Source organism: Amycolatopsis acidiphila (genome assembly GCF_021391495.1).
GTDB classification, from domain to species: Bacteria; Actinomycetota; Actinomycetes; order Mycobacteriales; family Pseudonocardiaceae; genus Amycolatopsis_E; species Amycolatopsis_E acidiphila.
Genome location: NZ_CP090063.1, coordinates 5,317,671 through 5,334,318, shown reverse-complemented (window position 1 = coordinate 5,334,318; position 16,648 = coordinate 5,317,671). Strand labels below are relative to the sequence as shown.

Annotated in this window: 17 protein-coding genes and 1 pseudogene; 8 read left to right on the top strand and 10 right to left on the bottom strand. The window is 68.5% G+C overall.

The genetic code is table 11. The annotated features are described in order from the left end of the window. Nucleotide 1: 1 nt before the first annotated feature. From LWP59_RS26110 to LWP59_RS26075, 8 genes are all read left to right on the top strand, one after another. A complete protein-coding gene (locus LWP59_RS26110) occupies nt 2-322 on the top strand; it encodes a phenol hydroxylase subunit P4 (protein ID WP_144638161.1) in 321 nt (106 codons plus the stop codon). Between the two features lie 13 nt (nt 323-335). Then, on the top strand, nt 336-1,388 hold the full coding sequence (locus LWP59_RS26105) for a 2Fe-2S iron-sulfur cluster-binding protein (protein WP_144638159.1): 1,053 nt from the start codon (nt 336-338) through the stop codon (nt 1,386-1,388). 30 nt (nt 1,389-1,418) lie between these two features. After that, nucleotides 1,419-2,519: a mandelate racemase/muconate lactonizing enzyme family protein gene (locus tag LWP59_RS26100; RefSeq protein ID WP_144638157.1), complete on the top strand. Its 1,101-nt coding sequence runs from the start codon at nt 1,419-1,421 to the stop codon at nt 2,517-2,519. A 26-nt stretch (nt 2,520-2,545) separates the two neighbouring features. Beyond that, nucleotides 2,546-3,391, top strand: a complete 846-nt coding sequence (catA, locus tag LWP59_RS26095) for a catechol 1,2-dioxygenase (RefSeq protein ID WP_144638155.1) — start codon at nt 2,546-2,548, stop codon at nt 3,389-3,391. Nucleotides 3,392-3,399: 8 nt separating this feature from the next. Next, entirely contained in the window at nt 3,400-3,693 is a 294-nt protein-coding gene (gene catC, locus LWP59_RS26090) for a muconolactone Delta-isomerase (RefSeq protein ID WP_144638153.1), read from the top strand. Between the two features lie 1,010 nt (nt 3,694-4,703). Beyond that, complete coding sequence (locus LWP59_RS26085) at nt 4,704-5,171, top strand: hypothetical protein (RefSeq protein WP_229858216.1); 468 nt, start codon at nt 4,704-4,706, stop codon at nt 5,169-5,171. After that, a complete protein-coding gene (locus LWP59_RS26080) occupies nt 5,168-5,635 on the top strand; it encodes a hypothetical protein (RefSeq protein ID WP_144638151.1) in 468 nt (155 codons plus the stop codon). The genes LWP59_RS26085 and LWP59_RS26080 overlap by 4 nt, the downstream gene beginning before the upstream one ends. Further along, complete coding sequence (locus LWP59_RS26075) at nt 5,635-5,964, top strand: winged helix-turn-helix domain-containing protein (RefSeq protein ID WP_144638149.1); 330 nt, start codon at nt 5,635-5,637, stop codon at nt 5,962-5,964. The genes LWP59_RS26080 and LWP59_RS26075 overlap by 1 nt, the downstream gene beginning before the upstream one ends. A 24-nt stretch (nt 5,965-5,988) precedes the next feature. Here the strand turns inward: LWP59_RS26075 and LWP59_RS26070 are convergent, their stop codons facing one another. The 10 genes and pseudogenes from LWP59_RS26070 to LWP59_RS26030 form a co-directional block, all read right to left on the bottom strand. Continuing rightward, complete coding sequence (locus LWP59_RS26070; protein ID WP_144638147.1) at nt 5,989-6,390, bottom strand: hypothetical protein; 402 nt, start codon at nt 6,388-6,390, stop codon at nt 5,989-5,991. 75 nt (nt 6,391-6,465) lie between these two features. After that, a pseudogene (locus LWP59_RS41175) lies at nt 6,466-6,723 on the bottom strand (IS21 family transposase); the annotation flags it as partial. A 42-nt stretch (nt 6,724-6,765) separates the two neighbouring features. Next, the gene (locus LWP59_RS26065; RefSeq protein WP_144638145.1) at nt 6,766-7,803 is read right to left on the bottom strand and encodes an LLM class flavin-dependent oxidoreductase; all 1,038 of its coding nucleotides are present in this window, start codon (nt 7,801-7,803) and stop codon (nt 6,766-6,768) included. Continuing rightward, the gene (locus tag LWP59_RS26060; protein ID WP_144638143.1) at nt 7,796-9,343 is read right to left on the bottom strand and encodes a class I adenylate-forming enzyme family protein; all 1,548 of its coding nucleotides are present in this window, start codon (nt 9,341-9,343) and stop codon (nt 7,796-7,798) included. Before LWP59_RS26060 ends, LWP59_RS26065 begins: the two co-directional genes overlap by 8 nt. A 4-nt stretch (nt 9,344-9,347) precedes the next feature. Beyond that, nucleotides 9,348-10,121 (bottom strand): SDR family oxidoreductase, encoded by a 774-nt coding sequence (locus LWP59_RS26055; protein WP_144638141.1) that lies wholly within the window; start codon nt 10,119-10,121, stop codon nt 9,348-9,350. Then, entirely contained in the window at nt 10,118-11,287 is a 1,170-nt protein-coding gene (locus LWP59_RS26050; RefSeq protein WP_144638139.1) for a CaiB/BaiF CoA transferase family protein, read from the bottom strand. Before LWP59_RS26050 ends, LWP59_RS26055 begins: the two co-directional genes overlap by 4 nt. 8 nt (nt 11,288-11,295) lie before the next feature. Next, nucleotides 11,296-12,468: a thiolase family protein gene (locus LWP59_RS26045; protein WP_144638137.1), complete on the bottom strand. Its 1,173-nt coding sequence runs from the start codon at nt 12,466-12,468 to the stop codon at nt 11,296-11,298. Further along, nucleotides 12,461-13,630, bottom strand: coding sequence for an acyl-CoA dehydrogenase family protein (locus LWP59_RS26040; protein WP_144638135.1), 1,170 nt, complete (start codon nt 13,628-13,630; stop codon nt 12,461-12,463). Before LWP59_RS26040 ends, LWP59_RS26045 begins: the two co-directional genes overlap by 8 nt. Nucleotides 13,631-13,688: 58 nt before the next feature. Continuing rightward, entirely contained in the window at nt 13,689-14,303 is a 615-nt protein-coding gene (locus tag LWP59_RS26035) for a TetR/AcrR family transcriptional regulator (protein WP_144638133.1), read from the bottom strand. 179 nt (nt 14,304-14,482) lie between these two features. Continuing rightward, nucleotides 14,483-16,645 (bottom strand): hydantoinase B/oxoprolinase family protein, encoded by a 2,163-nt coding sequence (locus LWP59_RS26030; RefSeq protein ID WP_144638131.1) that lies wholly within the window; start codon nt 16,643-16,645, stop codon nt 14,483-14,485. Nucleotides 16,646-16,648 lie beyond the last annotated feature (3 nt).

The following is a 16,648-nucleotide window of genomic DNA, read 5'->3' as shown; positions in this document are numbered from 1 at the left end:
CATGGCAGTGAAAGCGCTCTACAGCTACGACTTCCCTTCCGCGGACCGGGCCGAGCTCTTCGGCGACGACCAACTCGTCTACGTGCACTGGGAAGGCAACCCGGTCTTCTGCTCGGCCGCGTGCTTCCGAGTGCCGAAGGCGATGGCTTTCGCCGAATTCGTGGAGACCGTCGTCGGTCCGTGGGCCGGCTCCGACCCCGACTTCGACCCGGCGTCCGTGGGCGACTGGCGGGTGAACGGGCAGCCCCTCGGCGCCCCCGGCGACGCGCCGCTCACCGAGCTCGGCATCGGCCACAAGGCGCTGCTGCAGTTCACCGCTTGACTGGAGGCAGAACATGGTGACCCACACCATTCGGGTGGAACCGATCGGCGCCGAAATCCCGTGCCGGGAGGACCAGACAGTGCTCGACGCCTGCCTGCGCGAGGGCGTCTGGTTGCCACACGCCTGCACCCACGGGACGTGTGGCACCTGCAAGGCCCAGATCCTCGACGGCGAAGTCGATCTCGGCGATGCATCGCCCTACGCGTTGCTGGAAAGCGAGCGTGACGACGGTGCTGCACTGATCTGCGTGGCCCAGCCGCGCAGCGACCTCGTGGTCGAGGGCGAAGTCGACGTGGACGAAGGCGTCGGTGTCCACCCGGTCCGCGACTTCCGCGGCCGGGTCGACAGCCTCGACGAGGTCGCGCCCGACGTGCGGCGCCTGGTGCTCGCGCTCGACCGTCCCATGATGTTCAACCCCGGGCAGTACGTCCTGCTGGATGTGCCCGGCGGGCACCAGCGGCCGTATTCGATCGCCAGCACCCCCTCGAACGGCAAGGTGATCGAGTTGCACCTGAAGCGGTCGGACAACGGCGTGGCCACTGACGGCTGGGTGTTCTCAACCCTGGACGTGGGCCACGAAATCACATTGTCCGGTCCTTATGGCCGGTTCTCGTTCCGTCCACTTCGGACACAGCCGATTCTGTTGCTGGGCTCGGGCACGGGGCTGGCGCCGTTGAAGTCGATGGTCCGGCACATCGACGAGAACGGCGGCGGCCACCACGTCACTCTCTACCACGGGGTCCCCACCGAGGCCGGCCTCTACGACCGGGAGTTCTTCGAGGACCTGGAGGCCCGCAGCGACTGGTTCACCTACCGCCCGGCGCTCTCGCGCGACGATTGGAACGGGAGGTCTGGGCGGGTTCCGGCGCTGCTGGCGGAGGACTACCCCCGTGCCGGCGGTCATGTCGCCTACATCTGCGGTAGCCCCGACATGGTCGCCGACACGATGAAGGCACTGATGAAGGCCCGGTTGTTCCCCCGGGACATTTACCGCGAGGACTTCTTCGACTCGGCCGACCGGGCCGCGGGCGCCCACGTGGTGCGCAGCCCGTTGATCCGGCGCTGATCGGTCACGTGAAAGGATCGCGAGACACCCGTGAAGATCACCAAAATCGAGACGACCCCGTTCGCCATCCCGTATCGCAAGCCGCTGAGGTTCGCGAGTGGTGAGGTTGAGGTAGCCGCGCACGTCCTCGTGCGGGTGCACACCGATACGGGCCTGATCGGTACCGCGGAAGCTCCGCCTCGCCCGTTCACCTACGGCGAGACCCAGGCGTCGGTCAAGGGCGTCATCGACTCGATCTTCGCGCCCCAGCTGCTCGGGATGTCCCCACTGGCACGGGAGGCGGTGCACGCGAAGCTCGACCGCACCGTGGGCAACCCCGCCGCGAAGAGCGCGATCGACATGGCGTTGTGGGATCTCATCGGACAGAGCCTCGGGGTGTCGGTCACCGAGCTGCTGGGTGGGTACACCGACCGGATGCGCGTGAGCCACATGGTCGGCTTCGCGCAGCCGGGCGAAATGGTCGAGGAAGCGGAACGCGTACGGGATCGCTACGGCATCACCACCTTCAAGGTCAAGGTGGGACGTCGGCCGATCCAGCTCGACGTCGACGTCTGCCGGGCCCTGCGCGCGGCGCTCGGGGACGACGTGGAGCTCTACATCGACGGCAACCGCGGCTGGACTGCCTCGGAATCCGCGGCCGCATTGCGGGCGCTCGAGGACGTCGGGCTGCTCTTCGCCGAGGAGCTCTGCCCCGCCGACGACGTACTGGGCCGCCGGTGGCTCGCCGCCCAGAGCCGGATCCCGCTGTATGCCGACGAGAGCGCCACCAAGCAGGGAGAGGTCACGCGCGAACTGCTCGCGGGCGCGGCCCACGGCGTCAGCATCAAGACCGCCCGCACCGGGTTCACCTACTCGCAGCGGGTGCTCAGCCAGTGTTCCGGGCTCGGCGTCGAAGTCGTGATCGGCAACCAGATCGACGGCCAGATCGGCTCGCTGTGCGCCGCCGTGTTCGGGTCGGCATTCGAGCTCACCTCGCGCCGGGCCGGCGAACTGTCCAACTTCCTCGACATGACCGACGACCTGCTCGCCGAGCCGTTGCGGATCGAGCGCGGCGAGCTGCGCGTGCCGCAAGGTCCCGGCCTCGGCCTCCGCCTCGACGAGGACAAGCTCGCACACTACCGCCAGGACTGATTTCCACCGCACAGAGAGGTGTTGTCATGACAGACGTCGTTTCGCCCACCGCCGCCACTTCGGGCGCGTCGGCCACGGAGCGGTTCCAAGAACGCGCGAAGGCCGCGGCGACCACGGGCGCCGCCCGGGTGAATGCCATCGCCTCCGACGCGCTGGCCGCTTTGCACGAGGTGGTCCGCAAGCACCAGGTCACCTACGACGAGTACAACGCCTTCAAAGCCTGGTTGATCCGGGTCGGCGAAGACGGCGAATGGCCGCTGTTCCTGGACGTGTTCCTTGAGCACGAGGTGGAGAAGGTCGCGAACGCGACCCGGCAGGGCACCGTCGGGAGCATCGAGGGCCCGTACTACGTCGAGGGTGCCCCCGAGCTCGGTTCGGAAGGCACCCTGCCGATGCGCGACGGTGAGGCGGGCCGGCCGCTGCGCTTCTTCGGCCAGGTCCGCGCGGTGACCGGAGAACCGCTCGCGGGCTCGGTGGTGGACTTCTGGCAGGCCGATGACGACGGCCTCTACTCGCAGTTCGCGCCCGGCATCCCCGAGTGGAACCTCCGCGGCCGCGCCACCACGGACGCCGAGGGGAATTTCTCGATCACCACGATTCACCCGGCGCCCTACCAGATCCCGACCGACGGCGCGACCGGCGCACTCATCGCCGCCGCAGGCTGGCACGCCTGGCGGCCCGCGCACCTGCACATCAAGGTCTCGTCACCGGGCTACCAGCTGATCACGACCCAGCTGTACTTCGACGGCGGCGAGCACGTCGCGGACGACATCGCCACGGCGGTGAAGGACGACCTGATCCTGGCACCCACGCCGACGGACGACGGCAGCGGCGAGCAGGTCCGCTACGACTTCGTGCTCGACCCGGCCTGAGGCCCGCCGTGCTGTTCGCTGTGCAGATGACCGTCGAGCTGCCACCGGACCTCGATCCCCAGGTCCGGGAGGAGCTCGTGACCACCGAGAAGGAATACAGCCAGAAGCTTCAGCGGGCCGGGAAGTGGCCCCACCTGTGGCGGGTCGTCGGCGAGTACTCGAACCTCAGCGTGTTCGACGTCTCGGACAACGCCGAACTGCACGACCTGCTGTGGAACCTACCTCTGTTCAAGTACATGCACATCACCGTCACACCCTTGGCCCCGCACCCCTCAGCGCTGGCGGCCGATCGCCAAGCCTGACGACGACGAGCTGCCGGCTCCGGACCCGGTCCGGAGCCGGCAGCGATGGTGGTTCGTGCGAGCCCTCTGCTCGGGGTGCGGGATGGCGCAGGTATTTCGGGTGTCTGCTCACGGCGGCCCGGCTGTTCCGGTTCGGACTCCGGCACGACAGGACGAGGAGCTGGACGGCTTCGGGGCTGGGGTAAGCCCGGGCCCGCCGGTCTCCAAGCTCTCATCCGGGCTCGTTGTTCAGCATAGCCGAGTCAACGTCGCGCTCTCAGACGCCAAATTCCCATGGCGATCAGACCCGCCCCGATGATGATAAGCCCAACAAGTTCGATTGTTTGAGCTGAGTCATGATTGGAGAGGCTGAGCCAGAAAAGTGCCGCATATACTATGATGATCACGGCCGTTATGGCGAGTGCTTGTCTATTCCTATTAGTCACTTGAATTGTTCACCTGCGTCGTCTGTGGCGGTGATTCCTGCGCCGCACGCTACGACCGGGGCGCCACACGTTACTAGCGTCTCTGGGCAGGTGACAGCCCCAGCGCCGCAGACGATGGCGGATCCGGTGGCGACGATCAGATCGCCGATTCCTTTCAAGATATGCCTGTCTCCTCTCGGATCACTGTGGTTGATGGGGTTGTAGTCGCGGTAGCCGGTGAGGCTGACGCCGCCGCGGGGTTGGTAGGTGCCGAGCCAGCGTAGGTAGTTGTCGCCGGCGTGGGTGCCGGTGGTGATGACGGCGCGTAGGGGGCGTAGGTGCAGCTGGCGGCGAGGTCGCCGCTGGTGTCGAGGATGGCCATGACCCTGCCTTGGTAGTCGGTGATGAGGTTGTAGCGCACCCCGGTGACGGAGTTGGCTTCTTCGGTGATGGGGGTGCCTTTGAGGTTGCGGATTGGACGAAGGTGTGGGTGGTGGTGACGCCGGCGAAACCGTGACCGCTTGTCACCATCAGGCAAGTACTTGCCTGATGGGAAAGAGATTGCTATGTTTCTCCTCAGGCAAGTATTTTCCCGGTGGAGGACGAATGATGGTGGCCACGGAACGAGGACCGGCGCAGCACCCGGCCCGTCAGCAGGTCAAGGGCCTGCCGGCGTGGTATTTCGTCCTGGCCGGTTTGCTCGTGGCGAGTTTCGACGTCAGTGAGCAGTTCCGGGCGAACCATCCACTGGTCGCGGCCCTGCCACTGGTCCTCATCGCGGTGCACCTCACGCTCTGGTTCGCGTTGCTTTCGCGCCGCCGCCAGTACCTCCGCTCGGTGTGGCGCTCACCTCGGGCCCGGCTGCTGGTCGTGCTGCTGTTCGGCGTTCGCCTGCTCCTCCAACTGGTCCTGACCCGGGTGACGGATACCGCGGCGCCGCTGCACACCTACGCGCACCTGATCATGGGCTTGGCGCTGCTGGTGCTGACCACGACGGGCGCGTGGTTCGATCAGTGGCTGATCCTGCGCACCGTCAACAAGCGCGCGGAACAGACGAGGGAGCGGCAACGGTGAACGAACCAACGCCGGAAGAGGCGGCGGCGGCGCTGCGGGCGGTCCACAAGGGCAAGGAACAGGTGATCAACTCCGCCATGGGGTCCCGGTGGATGTGGATCATCAGCGGCCTGATCGTCTTCCTCTACTGCGCGGCCACCGACCTGTTCCCGCGACAGGCCTGGCTGGGCTGGCCCGCGGTGGTCTGCTGTCTCGTGCTGGCGCTCGGCCTGCGCACCCGGGTGGGCGGCACCCTGCTCGGCCGGTCGGTCGTGGTGTCGAGCCGGAGCCTGTCCGTCACCCTGAAATGGCGCCTGCTGCGCATCGCGCCCATTCTCGCCATCGGGATCGCCGTGGCCTCGGTCATCACGCTGTTCCACGTGCCGCACGGTGAGATCTACTACGGCGCGCTGGCCGGGCTCTATATCATGTTCCTGGGCCCCAGGTTCCAGCTGTGGCTACTGCGCCGGCAAGACAAGGACTGATGGTGGCCGAGCTCGACCAGCTCCTGCTGGACCCCACGAGGCTGGCCATCGTCTCGCTGCTCGCCGCCGCGGAATGGGCCGAGTTCGGGTTCGTCCGGGACTCGGTGAAGCTGTCGGATTCCGCGCTGTCCAAACAGGTCACCACACTGTCCAAGAACGACTACGTCGAAGTCCGCAAGGGCTACGTCGGCAAGCGGCCGCGCACCTGGCTCAACCTCACCGAAACCGGCCGCGACACCCTGGCCGAGCACATCTCCGCCCTCCAGGCCATCGCCGAGAAGGCCCGATCGGACGGCGCCGATCACGCCCGTGACCGAAGCGCCCTCTGACGTCACGCCGCGGGTGGACACGTCCTACACGTCGGTGGTCAGCACCCGCACGCAGAGGCGCTCGAGCACGGCCTGGAGCTCGTCGTCGGGCAGCGCGCGCAGGCGGGCGAGCACCGGGCCGAGCTCGGTGACCACGCCGATGGCGCGCCCGAAAGCCTCCGCCCAGCGGAACGAGGCGTCTGCCATGCGCTGCATCCCGATCACCACGCCTGCCAGGCTCACCCCGGTGGGCAGGAAGCCGCCCCAGTCCAACGTGGACGTGTTCGCGGTACGGCGGGCGGGAACCATGCGGGCTGCCAAGAGCCCGCCGAGCACCGGAGCCGGCGCGGGCGCGATCAGTCCCGGCCAGGTCAGGCAGGTGATCGCCTTGATCAGGTCACGCCGGTCGGCGGTGCGCAGTACGACCAGCCTCCCGATCGGCACCATCCTCGCTGCGCCGGTGCCTTGCAGCACCCCACCCTGATGAGCATGGGCAGTGTGATGCTGACCGCACAGGCCCGAGGCGCCCGGCGCGTGGGTCTGCGGCACGAATCCCTCGCCGAACTGCCGGCCGGCATCGATCGCGATCTCCGGGCGACGTGGTCCCGCACCGTCGAGTACGACAGCTCGCCCTGCTCATCGACCATGCGGGCCAGCACCCGGCGGGCCGGCTGGCGCTGCGTGTGGTGCGTCGAGGTCCTCGCGGAGCATCGTGTCGATGACCGGCTTGAACTCCGCCAACCGGTGTGCCATCCGCACCGGCGTCTTCCGCTCCGGTGGCAATGGTCACTGGGGGACGGCCGCCCGCGAGCGCCAGCGGATTCAGGTAGCGGCCCGTGCTCCTGCCGGGGCTTGCGCCAGTTGTGCTGCCAGCCGGAAGGATTCCACGACCTCGTCTTCCTCGATCCGGAAGGGCACCAGGTGCAGCACTGGAGAGCCGGGATAGCCGGCGTAGCGGCGTAGCTGATCCCGGCATTCCGCCACCGTTCCGGCAATGCAGAAACGGTCGATCATCTCGTCGGTGATCGCGGCTTCGGCCCGCTCCATCGCCCGCTCCCGGGCGAGCCCGGCGATCCGCTCGGCGAGCGCCCCGAAACCCTCTTCGGCGTAGACGCGGCGGTAATGCGGATACTGGGTGAGATAGACCAGGCTCCGCCGGGCCAGCGCTCGGGCCCGTTCGGAGTCGTTCGACACGCAGCAGGTCAGGTAGTACCAGAGGGCGACCTCGTTCGGGTCGCGGTCGGCACGATCCGCACCGATGGCGATCCGTTTCTTCGTCTCCTCCATGAACCGTGGCGAATGCAGTGAGCCGACGATGATCCCGTCGGCGAGTTCGCCGGCCAGTTCCTGCATCCGCGGGCCGATCGCAGCAAGGTAGATCGGTACGCCGACCGTCTGCTCGGCGAAGGGCAACCGGTACTTGCGCACCCGGAAGATCTCACCTTCGTAGCTGAACGGCCCGTGCTCCGGCGAACCGAGCACGCCTCGCACGACCTCGATGAACTCTCTCGTCCGCCGCAGTGGCCGCTCGTACGGCACGCCGAACCACCGCTCCACGACGAATCCCGCGCCCAGCCCCAGGCCGAGGGTGAACCGGCCGGCACCCAGCTCCTGCAACTGGGCCGCCTGCTGGGCGACGACCACCGGGTTGACCGGGTAGATCTGCGAGATGGCCGAGCCCACACCGATCCGGCTCGTCGCCGCGAGCGTCGCGGTCATCGGCACCACGGGTTCGCGCCAGGCCTCCCCGAAGCAGACCCGGTGGTAGCCGGCGTCTTCCAACCGCCGCGCCAGGTCGACCAGCTCGGCGAGCGGCGTCCGGCTGAAGATCAACGACGCGGACAACTCCGGCTCAGGCATCGATGGCCACCTCGTTCCGCCGATCCCAGGCATCGGCCAGATCGGCCACGGCCTTCCTGGTGACCACGCCCCGGTTGGTCTTTCCGTTGGCCAGCCTGGGCAATGGGGTGTGCACCAGCCGGAGGTAGCGGGGCACCTTCCAGTCCGACAGGTGCCGGGCACACCACCGCACGATCTCCGCCTCGCTCAGCGAGCAGCCTTCGCGTACCACCACGGTGGCGCACACCTCCTCGGTGTAGATCTCGTCCGCGACACCACAGACCACGCATTCCTCCACGGCCGGATGTTCCATGATGGTGAACTCGACCTCCTCCCCGGCGATGTTCTCGCCACCACGCTTGATGACGTTCTTCAGCCGTCCGTGGAAATACGCCTGGCCCGCTTCGTCCATGGCACACAGGTCCCCGCTGTGCACCCAGCCATCGCGCAGTGTCGAAGCGGTGTTGCGCTCGTCCCGGTAGTACTCGATCATCGCGTGCGGATGCCGGAAACACAGCTCTCCCGGCTCTCCCGGAGGGAGCTCTTCCCCGGCGGGGCCGACGATCTTGATCTCCGCGTCGTCCGGCATCGGTCGGCCGATGAGCTTGGGCCGGTAGGAGTCGTATCCGGCCGGGGTGAGCGTGCCCATACCCGAGGTCTCCGTCATCGCCCAGGTCGTGCAGATGTCCACCCCGAACCTGGTGCAGAACTCCTCGGACCGCACATGCGAGAAGATCAGCCGGAGCGGGTTGTCCCGGTCGCCGGGTCCGGGGGCGGCGGTCATCAGGATCGAGATCTGGGCCGGCATCAGCAGGGTGATCGTGCCGCCCGAGTCCCGGACCTGCTGCCAGAACGCGGTCCGGCTGAACTGTGGGACGAGCGTGAACGCACAGCCCGCGGCGATGGCCGGGGCGAGCATCATGTGGGAGGCCGCGGTGTGGAACAGCGGCAGCGCGGAGAAGACGTTGTCCTCGCCGCTGATCGACAACCGGTTCGCGATCGCGTGACCGGCGCTGGCGAAACCGGCGGACGGCTGAATCACGCCCTTGGGCCGGCCGGTACTGCCGGAGGTGTAGCGGATCGACATCGGCGCCAGGGGATCGAGATCGGGTGCCGGCGGGCGCTGGTTCTCGCCGGTGTCCAGGCCGGCCGTATCCCCGTCGAAGACGAAGACCCGGATGGCCCGCGCACCGATACCGCCGCCCTCGGTGAGGGTGCGTTGCCCGGCCGCGTCCAGAATCAGGTGCGAGGGCTCGGCGTGCTCCAGGATGTAGGTCATCTCCGGGTAGGTCAGCCCGGCGATCATCGGCACGGTGACCGCGCCCAGCTTCTGTGCCGCCAGCTCCACCCGCAGCAGGTCCAGGCCGTTGGGCAGGTGATAGGCGAGCCGGCTGCCCTGACGCACCCCGGCCGCCAGCAACCCGTGAGCCAGCGAGTTCAGCGAGTGGTCGAATTCCGCGTAGGTCTGCCGCGTTCCCTCGTACACGAGAAAGTCCGCGGACGGGGTCGCGTCGACCCGGCGTTCCCAGAAGGACCTGAAGGTCTCCTCGGTCTGCGGCATCACTTCACCTGCTTTCTCTCGTTGCGGTCACCGCGCGCGGACCGGGTACGCCGGCCGGGCGATAAGCGATCGGTTCTCTGCCCGGCTGCACCACCCACAGCGCCCCGGGTTCGGCGGCGGACCAGGCATGCTCGACGGCGGCCGCGGCATCGTCCGCGCTGATCAGCGGGAAGCCGTCCGCGAAGAAGGCGGCACGCATTCCGGCGATCAGCGGGGTGTCGACGAAACCGGGACACACCGCGGAAACCACCACCCCGCTGTCCGCCAGTGGTCCGGCCAGCGAGCGCACCAGGCCGACGACCGCGTGTTTGGTCATGGTGTAGACCGGGTCCGGCGGGTACGGCGTCAGCCCGGCGAGCGAGGCGGTGACCACGATCGCCGCCCCCTGCCCCGCGCGCAGTGCGGGCAACGCCGCCCGGATGCCGTGCACCACCGCGTCCAGGTTCACGCCGACCGTCGCGGAGTAGGCGTCGAGGGTCATGGCCGTGATGTCGATCGTGTCCGGTCCCGGGCCGGTCATCCGCCCGGCATTGGCGTGCAGGAGGTCCAGCCGGCCGTAGTGCTGGGTCGCGGCCCGCACCGCGCGCTCGTTGACCTCCGGGTCCGTGACGTCGCCGAGCACGGCGACGGCGTCGAGCCGGCCGGCCAGCCGCCGGACCGGGCCGGCTTCCCGGTCCACCAGTACCAGCCGCACCCCACGCGCGCGCAGGCGTCGCGCGGTCGCCGCACCGATGCCGGAACCGGCGCCGGTCACGATCGCCACCCGCCGCTCGGTCATCGCCGGGCACCCCCGCCGCGGACCGCACCGAGGCGTTCCAGCCGCTCGATGTCGGCGTCGGCATACCCGGCGGCGGCGAGTACCGCCGTGGTGTGCTCGCCCGGATACGGGGCCACCCCCACCTGCCCGGCCGGGGTGCGATCGAACCGCGGTGCCGGGTTCGGCTGCACGAACCCGGCGGTCTCGTCGAACACCACCCGCCGCTGGTTGTGCACGTCGCCGCTCGCCTCGGTCAGCGACAGCACCGGCGCCACGCACGCGTCCCCCGAGCCGAACCGAGCCGCCCACTCCTGCCTGGTGGCACCGGCGAAGATCTCGGTGAGCCGCCGCCGGATCGCCGCCCACCGCGAAGGGTCCGTCCGCCCGGGGCCGAAAACGGGGTCATCGGCCACGCCGAGCCCGTCGACCAGTTCGGCGAAGAACTTGTCCTCCAGCGCACCGACCGCCACGTACTCGCCGTCCGCACAGCGGTAGACGTCGTAGTAGGGGCAACCGGAGTCCAGCAGGTTCTCGCCGCGCCGGGTGGACCAGCGTCCGTCGGCGAGCATGCCGTGCATCATCGCGGTGAGCACGGCGGCGCCGTCCACGATCGCGGCGTCGATCACCTGGCCCTTCCCGCTGGTCCTGGCCTCCAGCAGCGCGCAGGCGATGCCGAACGCCAGCAGCATCCCGCCGCCGCCGAAGTCGCCCACCACGTTCAGTGGCGGTACCGGCCCGCCGCTGTCGCGGCCGATCGGGTGCAGCGCGCCGGCCACGGCCAGGTAGGTGATGTCGTGCCCGGCCTGCTGGGCATAGGGACCGTCCTGGCCCCAGCCGGTCATCCGGCCGTAGACCAGCGCGGGATTGCGGGCGTGGCAGTCCTTCGGCCCGATCCCGAGCCGTTCCGCGACCCCGGGCCGGAACCCCTCGAACATCGCGTCGGCGGTCTCAGCCAGGCGCAGCACGGTGGCCACGCCTTCCGGGTGCTTGAGGTCCACCGCGATGGACTGCCTGCCCCGGTTGAGGATCTCGTGACGGGCCCGCGGGTCGGGCGGGTCGGTGACCGCGTCCGCGCGGTCCACCCGGATCACCCGGGCGCCCATGTCGGCCAGCATCATGCCGCAGAAGGGCCCCGGCCCGATTCCGGCGATCTCCAGCACGGTCACGTCGGCAAGCGGCCCCGCCATAACGCTCCTCACAGTCGCTCGATGATCGTGGCGTTGGCCATCCCGCCGGCTTCGCACATGGTCTGCAGGCCGAACCGGGCGTCGAGACGTTCCAGCGTCTCGATCAGGGTGGAGGCGATGCGGACACCGGACGCACCGAGCGGATGGCCGAGGGCGATCGCCCCGCCGTGCCTGTTCAGCTTGTCTTCGGGCACCTCGAACTCACGTCGCCAGGCCAGCGGTACGCAGGCGAACGCTTCGTTGACCTCGAACGCGTCGATGTCCCGTACGCTGAGGCCGGCTCGGCCGAGGACCTTCTGGGTCGCGGGGAGCACGCCCATCAGCATCAGCACCGGGTCGTCTCCGGCGACAGCCGTCGTGTGGACCCGGGCCCGCGGGCGCAATCCCAGCCGCGCCGCCGCGTCCGCGCTCATCACCAGCGCGGCGGAGGCGCCGTCGGTCAGCGGCGAGGAATTGCCCGCGGTCACCCGCCAGTCGATTTCCGGGAAACGCTGTGCCATCCGCTCGTCGGCGAACGAGGGCTTCAGCCGGGACAGCTGCTCGACCGTGGTACCCGGCCGGATCGTCTCGTCCTGGGTCAGCGGGCAGTCCGGCACCGCCACCAGGTCCGCGGCGAACACACCGTCGGCGGTCGCCGCCGCGGCCCGCTGATGTGACGCGCAAGCGTATTCGTCCAGCTCCTCGCGGCTCAGTTTCCATCGCGCGGCGACCAGTTCGGCGGCCGTCCCCTGCTGGATCAACCCGCCGGGGAACCGGTCGGCGACACCGGTGCCGTAGGGGTCGGCGTCGCCGACGTTCGACCAGAGTGGAGCCAGGCTCATCGACTCCACGCCGCAGGCGATGAGCACATCGGCGGCGCCGGCGAGCACCGCGTGCGCCGCGAAGTGCAGCGCCTGCTGGCTGGAACCGCACTGGCGGTCCACGGTCGTGGCCGGCACGGACACCGGGAAACCGGCCGCCAGTACGGCGCTGCGCGTGATGTTCGCGGCCTGCGCACCTGCCTGGGTGACGCAACCACCGATCACGTCCTCCACCAGCGCCGGATCGATTTCGTTGCGCGCCAGCAACTCTCGCAAGGTCGCGGCGAGCAGGTCCACAGGATGCAGCTGGGACAGCGCCCCGCCCGGCTTGCCCTTGCCGCTCGGCGTGCGAACCACGTCGACGATGACCGCGTCACGCATCGACGGGGCCTCCGAACGCGTCGTCGAACCGGTAGCCGGCGAGGATCTCCCTGGCCGCCACCATGTACTGGATCGTGGGGCTGCCTTCCTCCAGCCAGTTCAGCCGGGCGTCCCGGTAGAGCCGCTCGATCGGGAACTGCCTGGTGTAGCCGATGCCGCCGTGCACGAGCAGCGCCCGGTCGGTCACCCGGCCGACGGCTTCGAGGCCGAACTGCTTGCACATCGACGCCTCGGCGGGAATGCGTCGGCCGGCATCCCATTTCGCGGCCGCGTCGGCCAGCATGCCGCGCAGTGCGTAGATGTCCATCGCCATCTCGGCCACGTAGCGCTGCACCGCCTGGCGCTGCGCGATCGGCTTGCCGAAGGTGACTCGCTCGTTGGCGCGCTGTACCGACAGTTCCAGTGCCCGTTCCGCCGTGCCGAGCGAGCTCGCCGCCACCAGCACCCGGGAGATCTCCAGCGCCCGCTCGAGGTGCTCCTGTCCTTGGCCTTCGCCGCCGATCAGCGCGGAGACGGGTACCCGCACGTCGGTGAAGGTCAGCCGCCCGTGCTCACCGCCCTTGCAGCCCATGGTTTCCGGCAGCGGCTCGATCCGGAATCCCGGGGTGTCGCGCTCCACCAGCAACGCGGACACCTCGGTCGCGGAGGTCTTGGCCATCACCATGAAGTGCGACGCGAAGTCCGAGTTGGTGATGAGCCATTTCGTGCCGTTGACGACGTAGTGCGCCCCCTCCCGCCGCGCGGTGGTGCCCAGATCGGCGCCGGTGCCGTGCTCGGGCTCGGTCAGCGCGAACGCCAGCGAGCGCTCACCGGTCGCGGCGCCCGAGAGCACCGCGTCCTTCTGCGCCGGGCCACCGATCTCGGAAAGCGCGTGTGCGAACGAATTGTGCACGTGCACGAGCGCGCGAATGCCACCCTGGACCTTGGCGAATTCGGCGATGATCGGCAGGTACTGCCCGATCGTGAGGCCGTGTCCGCCGTATTCGGGCGGAACCAGCAGACCGAGCGCCCCGCAGTCGCGCAGAATCGGCCAGACCTTTTCGCGCGGAATGTGCTCCTCGTTCTCGATCTGCTCCGCCAAGGGGTCCAGCTCGTCCCAGATCGCGGCGAAGACCCGATCGCGAATCGTTCGGTAGTCGGTTGCGTTGCCTGCGCTGGCCAACAGAAAACATCTCCTTCACATCGTTGCGGCGGGCCGCCGCTCCCGGGGCGCGGGATTCTCAGCTGTTCGCGGTGAACGAACGATATTCCGCATCGCCGGTTTCAGTCAGTATTCCCCGGAACAACAGCTCACAGAAATACCGCGCCACTTCCTCGGGTTGCATCTTGCCGTCCGGCCGCAACCACAGGTACGAATAGTTGTGCATGCCGAGGACGGCCTTTATCAGAAGCGGGTCGGCGCGGCGGAACGTCCCCTCGGAGACGCCCTGCTGCAGAATACTCATCCAGACTTCCTCGAACCGGTCCCGAAGTTCGAAAACCCGCTGTCGGCGTTCCCCGGTGAGCGCGCCGATCTCACGGAAGAAGACCGTGACCTCGTCCAGGTCGTCGTGAATGGTGCGAATGAGCCGCTCGCTCAAGCGGAGCAGTTTGTCGGTGGCGGGCCGTTCTTCCTTGGCCAGTCGCTCGCCGAAGTCCACCATTTCCGCCACGTGCCGCGAGGAGATCTCGTACAGCAGGTTCTCCTTGCTTCGGATGTAGTAGTAGAGCGCGCCGCGCTGCAGTCCGGCCGCGTCACCCAGCTCGGTCATCCCCGTTCCGTGGTAGCCGCGCTGCGCGAACAGCCGCGCGGCCACCCGAAGAATCTGTTCCCATTTGTCGTCGCTGCCACTCACCCGCTGCTCCAATCGCTACCCCTGTACTGATCAGTACATATTAGGCGCCGGGGTCGGTCAGGAGCGCGCAGCATCGGTTCTCGGTGAAGGTCTCCATTGCGGATTCTTCCTGCGGTCAGGCCGGGTGCCGCCGCCTTCGCCTGTCACGCGGTGACAGGCGAAGGCGGCGGCGGGCCGGCTCAGCGGACGTCGGTACTGACGTTGAGGGCAGCGCCACAACCGGGGCAGAGGAATTCGGTGACGAACACCTTGGGAGCTTCGGTTCGCTCCCTCGCCCAGCCGCCCTGCTCGGACACCGCCTCGTGCGCCGGCCGGTCCCTTCGCGCACAGGCCTTGCGCCAGTCTTGGCCGGCCTCCGCAAGCGGCTCGCCGCATTGCTGGCAGCAATACACCGTGCCGCCCTGACCGGAGACCAGCGTCAGCGAGAACCCGACGGGGCGCCCCGCCCCGCCGGACGGCCGGCTCGGCCGCTTCGCGACGCCCGGCGTGCTTTCGCTGAGCCGTTTCTTGCGGATGTCCGCGCGGTGCCGCTCGGTGGCCGCACTGTCCGCGTCGAGGCTGTCGCCCTTGAACACCACGCCGTACACGGTCTCCGCTACGGCCCGGTCGATGTAGCGGTCTCGCACATCGGCGGCGACGAGGCGCGGGTCGCGGGTGAGCGGGTCGCCGAGGCCACCGCCGCCGCCCTCGAACTGGATGAACACGTCACCCCTGCGGACCGGGACGTTGGCCTGCTTGCCGTCCAGATCCACGACGTCCCCGGTGATGGACTCGCGGTTCAGCGGTTTCCGGTCCGCGGTGAGCGCGACCACGTTGGTGTTCGTGATCAGCTGGTATCCGCTGGTGGAACCGGGGAACCCGCCGTCGACCCCGGCCGGCGGGATCTGCCAGCAGGAGGAGAACACCGTTTCGTAGCCCAGCGACACGCCGTCCGAGGTCCAGGCGAAGTCGATGCCCTGCCCGCCGCGGAACCGGCCGGGCCCGCCGGAATTGGTGTTCAGCCGCCGCCACAGGTAATGGACCGGGAAGCTCAGCTCGTTCAGCTCGATGTCCGGCAGCCCGTTGCTGACCTGTGTCAGGGTTCCCGCCGCGTCCATACCGTCCACAATGGTCTGCGCACCGCCACCGGCACCGCCGCCGTTCATGTCCAGCATGACGAACTGGTTGCCGTCGTCGTCGGCACCGGCGAACACCCCGCCGATCCAGCCGTCGTGGAACGGTGCCATCGCATGTGAGCGTACGAACGGGTCGTCACTTTCGGCCATCAGCTCCGACAGCATCCGGGTGAGCAGCTTCATCACGTGCATGCCGGTTTCCATGTGCCCGGACGACGACGGCGCCGGCATCTGCACGTTCACCAGCGACGCCTCGGGGAGGTTCATCCGCAGGCACTTGAAGAATCCCTCGTTGAACGCCACGTCCGGGGCCAGCATGAGCATCAGCGGGGTCACCGCGACGCCCCACATCGCACCCTCGGCGATGTTGACGAACCCGTCGGTCTGCGGGTCCGTGCCGGTGAAGTCCAGCTCGATGACGCCGTCCTCGACGGTCATCGCGCACTGCACGGTGAACACGTCGTTGGCGTGGCCGTTGTGCTCGATGTTCTCCTTGCCGACCACTGTCTTGTTCGGCAGCTTGGCAATCCGGTCACGCAGCGTCTGCTCGGAAAGACTGGTGTTGACGTCCACGTAACGGCGGAAGTCCGCCAGCCCGTGCCGGGCGATCAGGTCGATCACCCGGCGTTCGCCGACCGAGGTGGCCGCGAGAAAGCACCGCAGGTCGTTGTAGTTGCGGGAGGCCAGCCGGAAGTTCGCGTCGATCAGCCGCCGGACGTCCTCGGAGACCTTGCCCTTCTCCATGAACTTGATGCCGGGGAAGCGCAACGCCTCGCCGTAGCAGTCGATCGCCGCGGGCGCGAAACCGCCGGGGGACATCCCGCCGACGTCCAGGATGTGCCCTTCCGACCAGCACCACGCCACCAGCTCGTCTTCGAAGAAGATCGGCCGGACGATCCCGACGTCCGGCGGATGGCAGGCCCCGGTGGTGTAGGGATCGTTGCAGATGAACGCGTCCCCGGGATAGATCTCGTCCCGTGGCACGCTGGCCAGAATGTGCTGGACCGACTTGCGGGCCGGGCCGGCATGCCAGGTCATGTACCCGGAGAAGGCGATGATGCCGCCTTCGGGGTCGGCGATGAACGTGGAGAAGTCCACCGCCTCGGTGACGATCGGGTCACCGGAGGTCCGGATCATGACGGTGCCCATCTCCTGGGCGATGTTGTACAACTGCTGACGCATGATCTCGGCCGTGACGAGATCGACTTCTTGTTCCGCAGCGGTCATCCT

Excerpts from the sequence above, each read along its gene's own strand:
- LWP59_RS26105 (WP_144638159.1), top strand. The coding sequence starts at position 336 with ATGGTGACCCACACCATTCGGGTGGAACCGATCGGCGCCGAAATCCCG.
- LWP59_RS26085 (WP_229858216.1), top strand. The coding sequence starts at position 4,704 with ATGATGGTGGCCACGGAACGAGGACCGGCGCAGCACCCGGCCCGTCAG.
- LWP59_RS26075 (WP_144638149.1), top strand. The coding sequence starts at position 5,635 with ATGGTGGCCGAGCTCGACCAGCTCCTGCTGGACCCCACGAGGCTGGCC.
- LWP59_RS26065 (WP_144638145.1), bottom strand. The coding sequence starts at position 7,803 with ATGCCTGAGCCGGAGTTGTCCGCGTCGTTGATCTTCAGCCGGACGCCG.
- catA (WP_144638155.1), top strand. The coding sequence starts at position 2,546 with ATGACAGACGTCGTTTCGCCCACCGCCGCCACTTCGGGCGCGTCGGCC.
- LWP59_RS26055 (WP_144638141.1), bottom strand. The coding sequence starts at position 10,121 with ATGACCGAGCGGCGGGTGGCGATCGTGACCGGCGCCGGTTCCGGCATC.
- LWP59_RS26030 (WP_144638131.1), bottom strand. The coding sequence starts at position 16,645 with ATGACCGCTGCGGAACAAGAAGTCGATCTCGTCACGGCCGAGATCATG.
- LWP59_RS26050 (WP_144638139.1), bottom strand. The coding sequence starts at position 11,287 with ATGGCGGGGCCGCTTGCCGACGTGACCGTGCTGGAGATCGCCGGAATC.
- LWP59_RS26110 (WP_144638161.1), top strand. The coding sequence starts at position 2 with ATGGCAGTGAAAGCGCTCTACAGCTACGACTTCCCTTCCGCGGACCGG.
- LWP59_RS26045 (WP_144638137.1), bottom strand. The coding sequence starts at position 12,468 with ATGCGTGACGCGGTCATCGTCGACGTGGTTCGCACGCCGAGCGGCAAG.
- LWP59_RS26070 (WP_144638147.1), bottom strand. The coding sequence starts at position 6,390 with ATGGTGCCGATCGGGAGGCTGGTCGTACTGCGCACCGCCGACCGGCGT.
- LWP59_RS26060 (WP_144638143.1), bottom strand. The coding sequence starts at position 9,343 with ATGCCGCAGACCGAGGAGACCTTCAGGTCCTTCTGGGAACGCCGGGTC.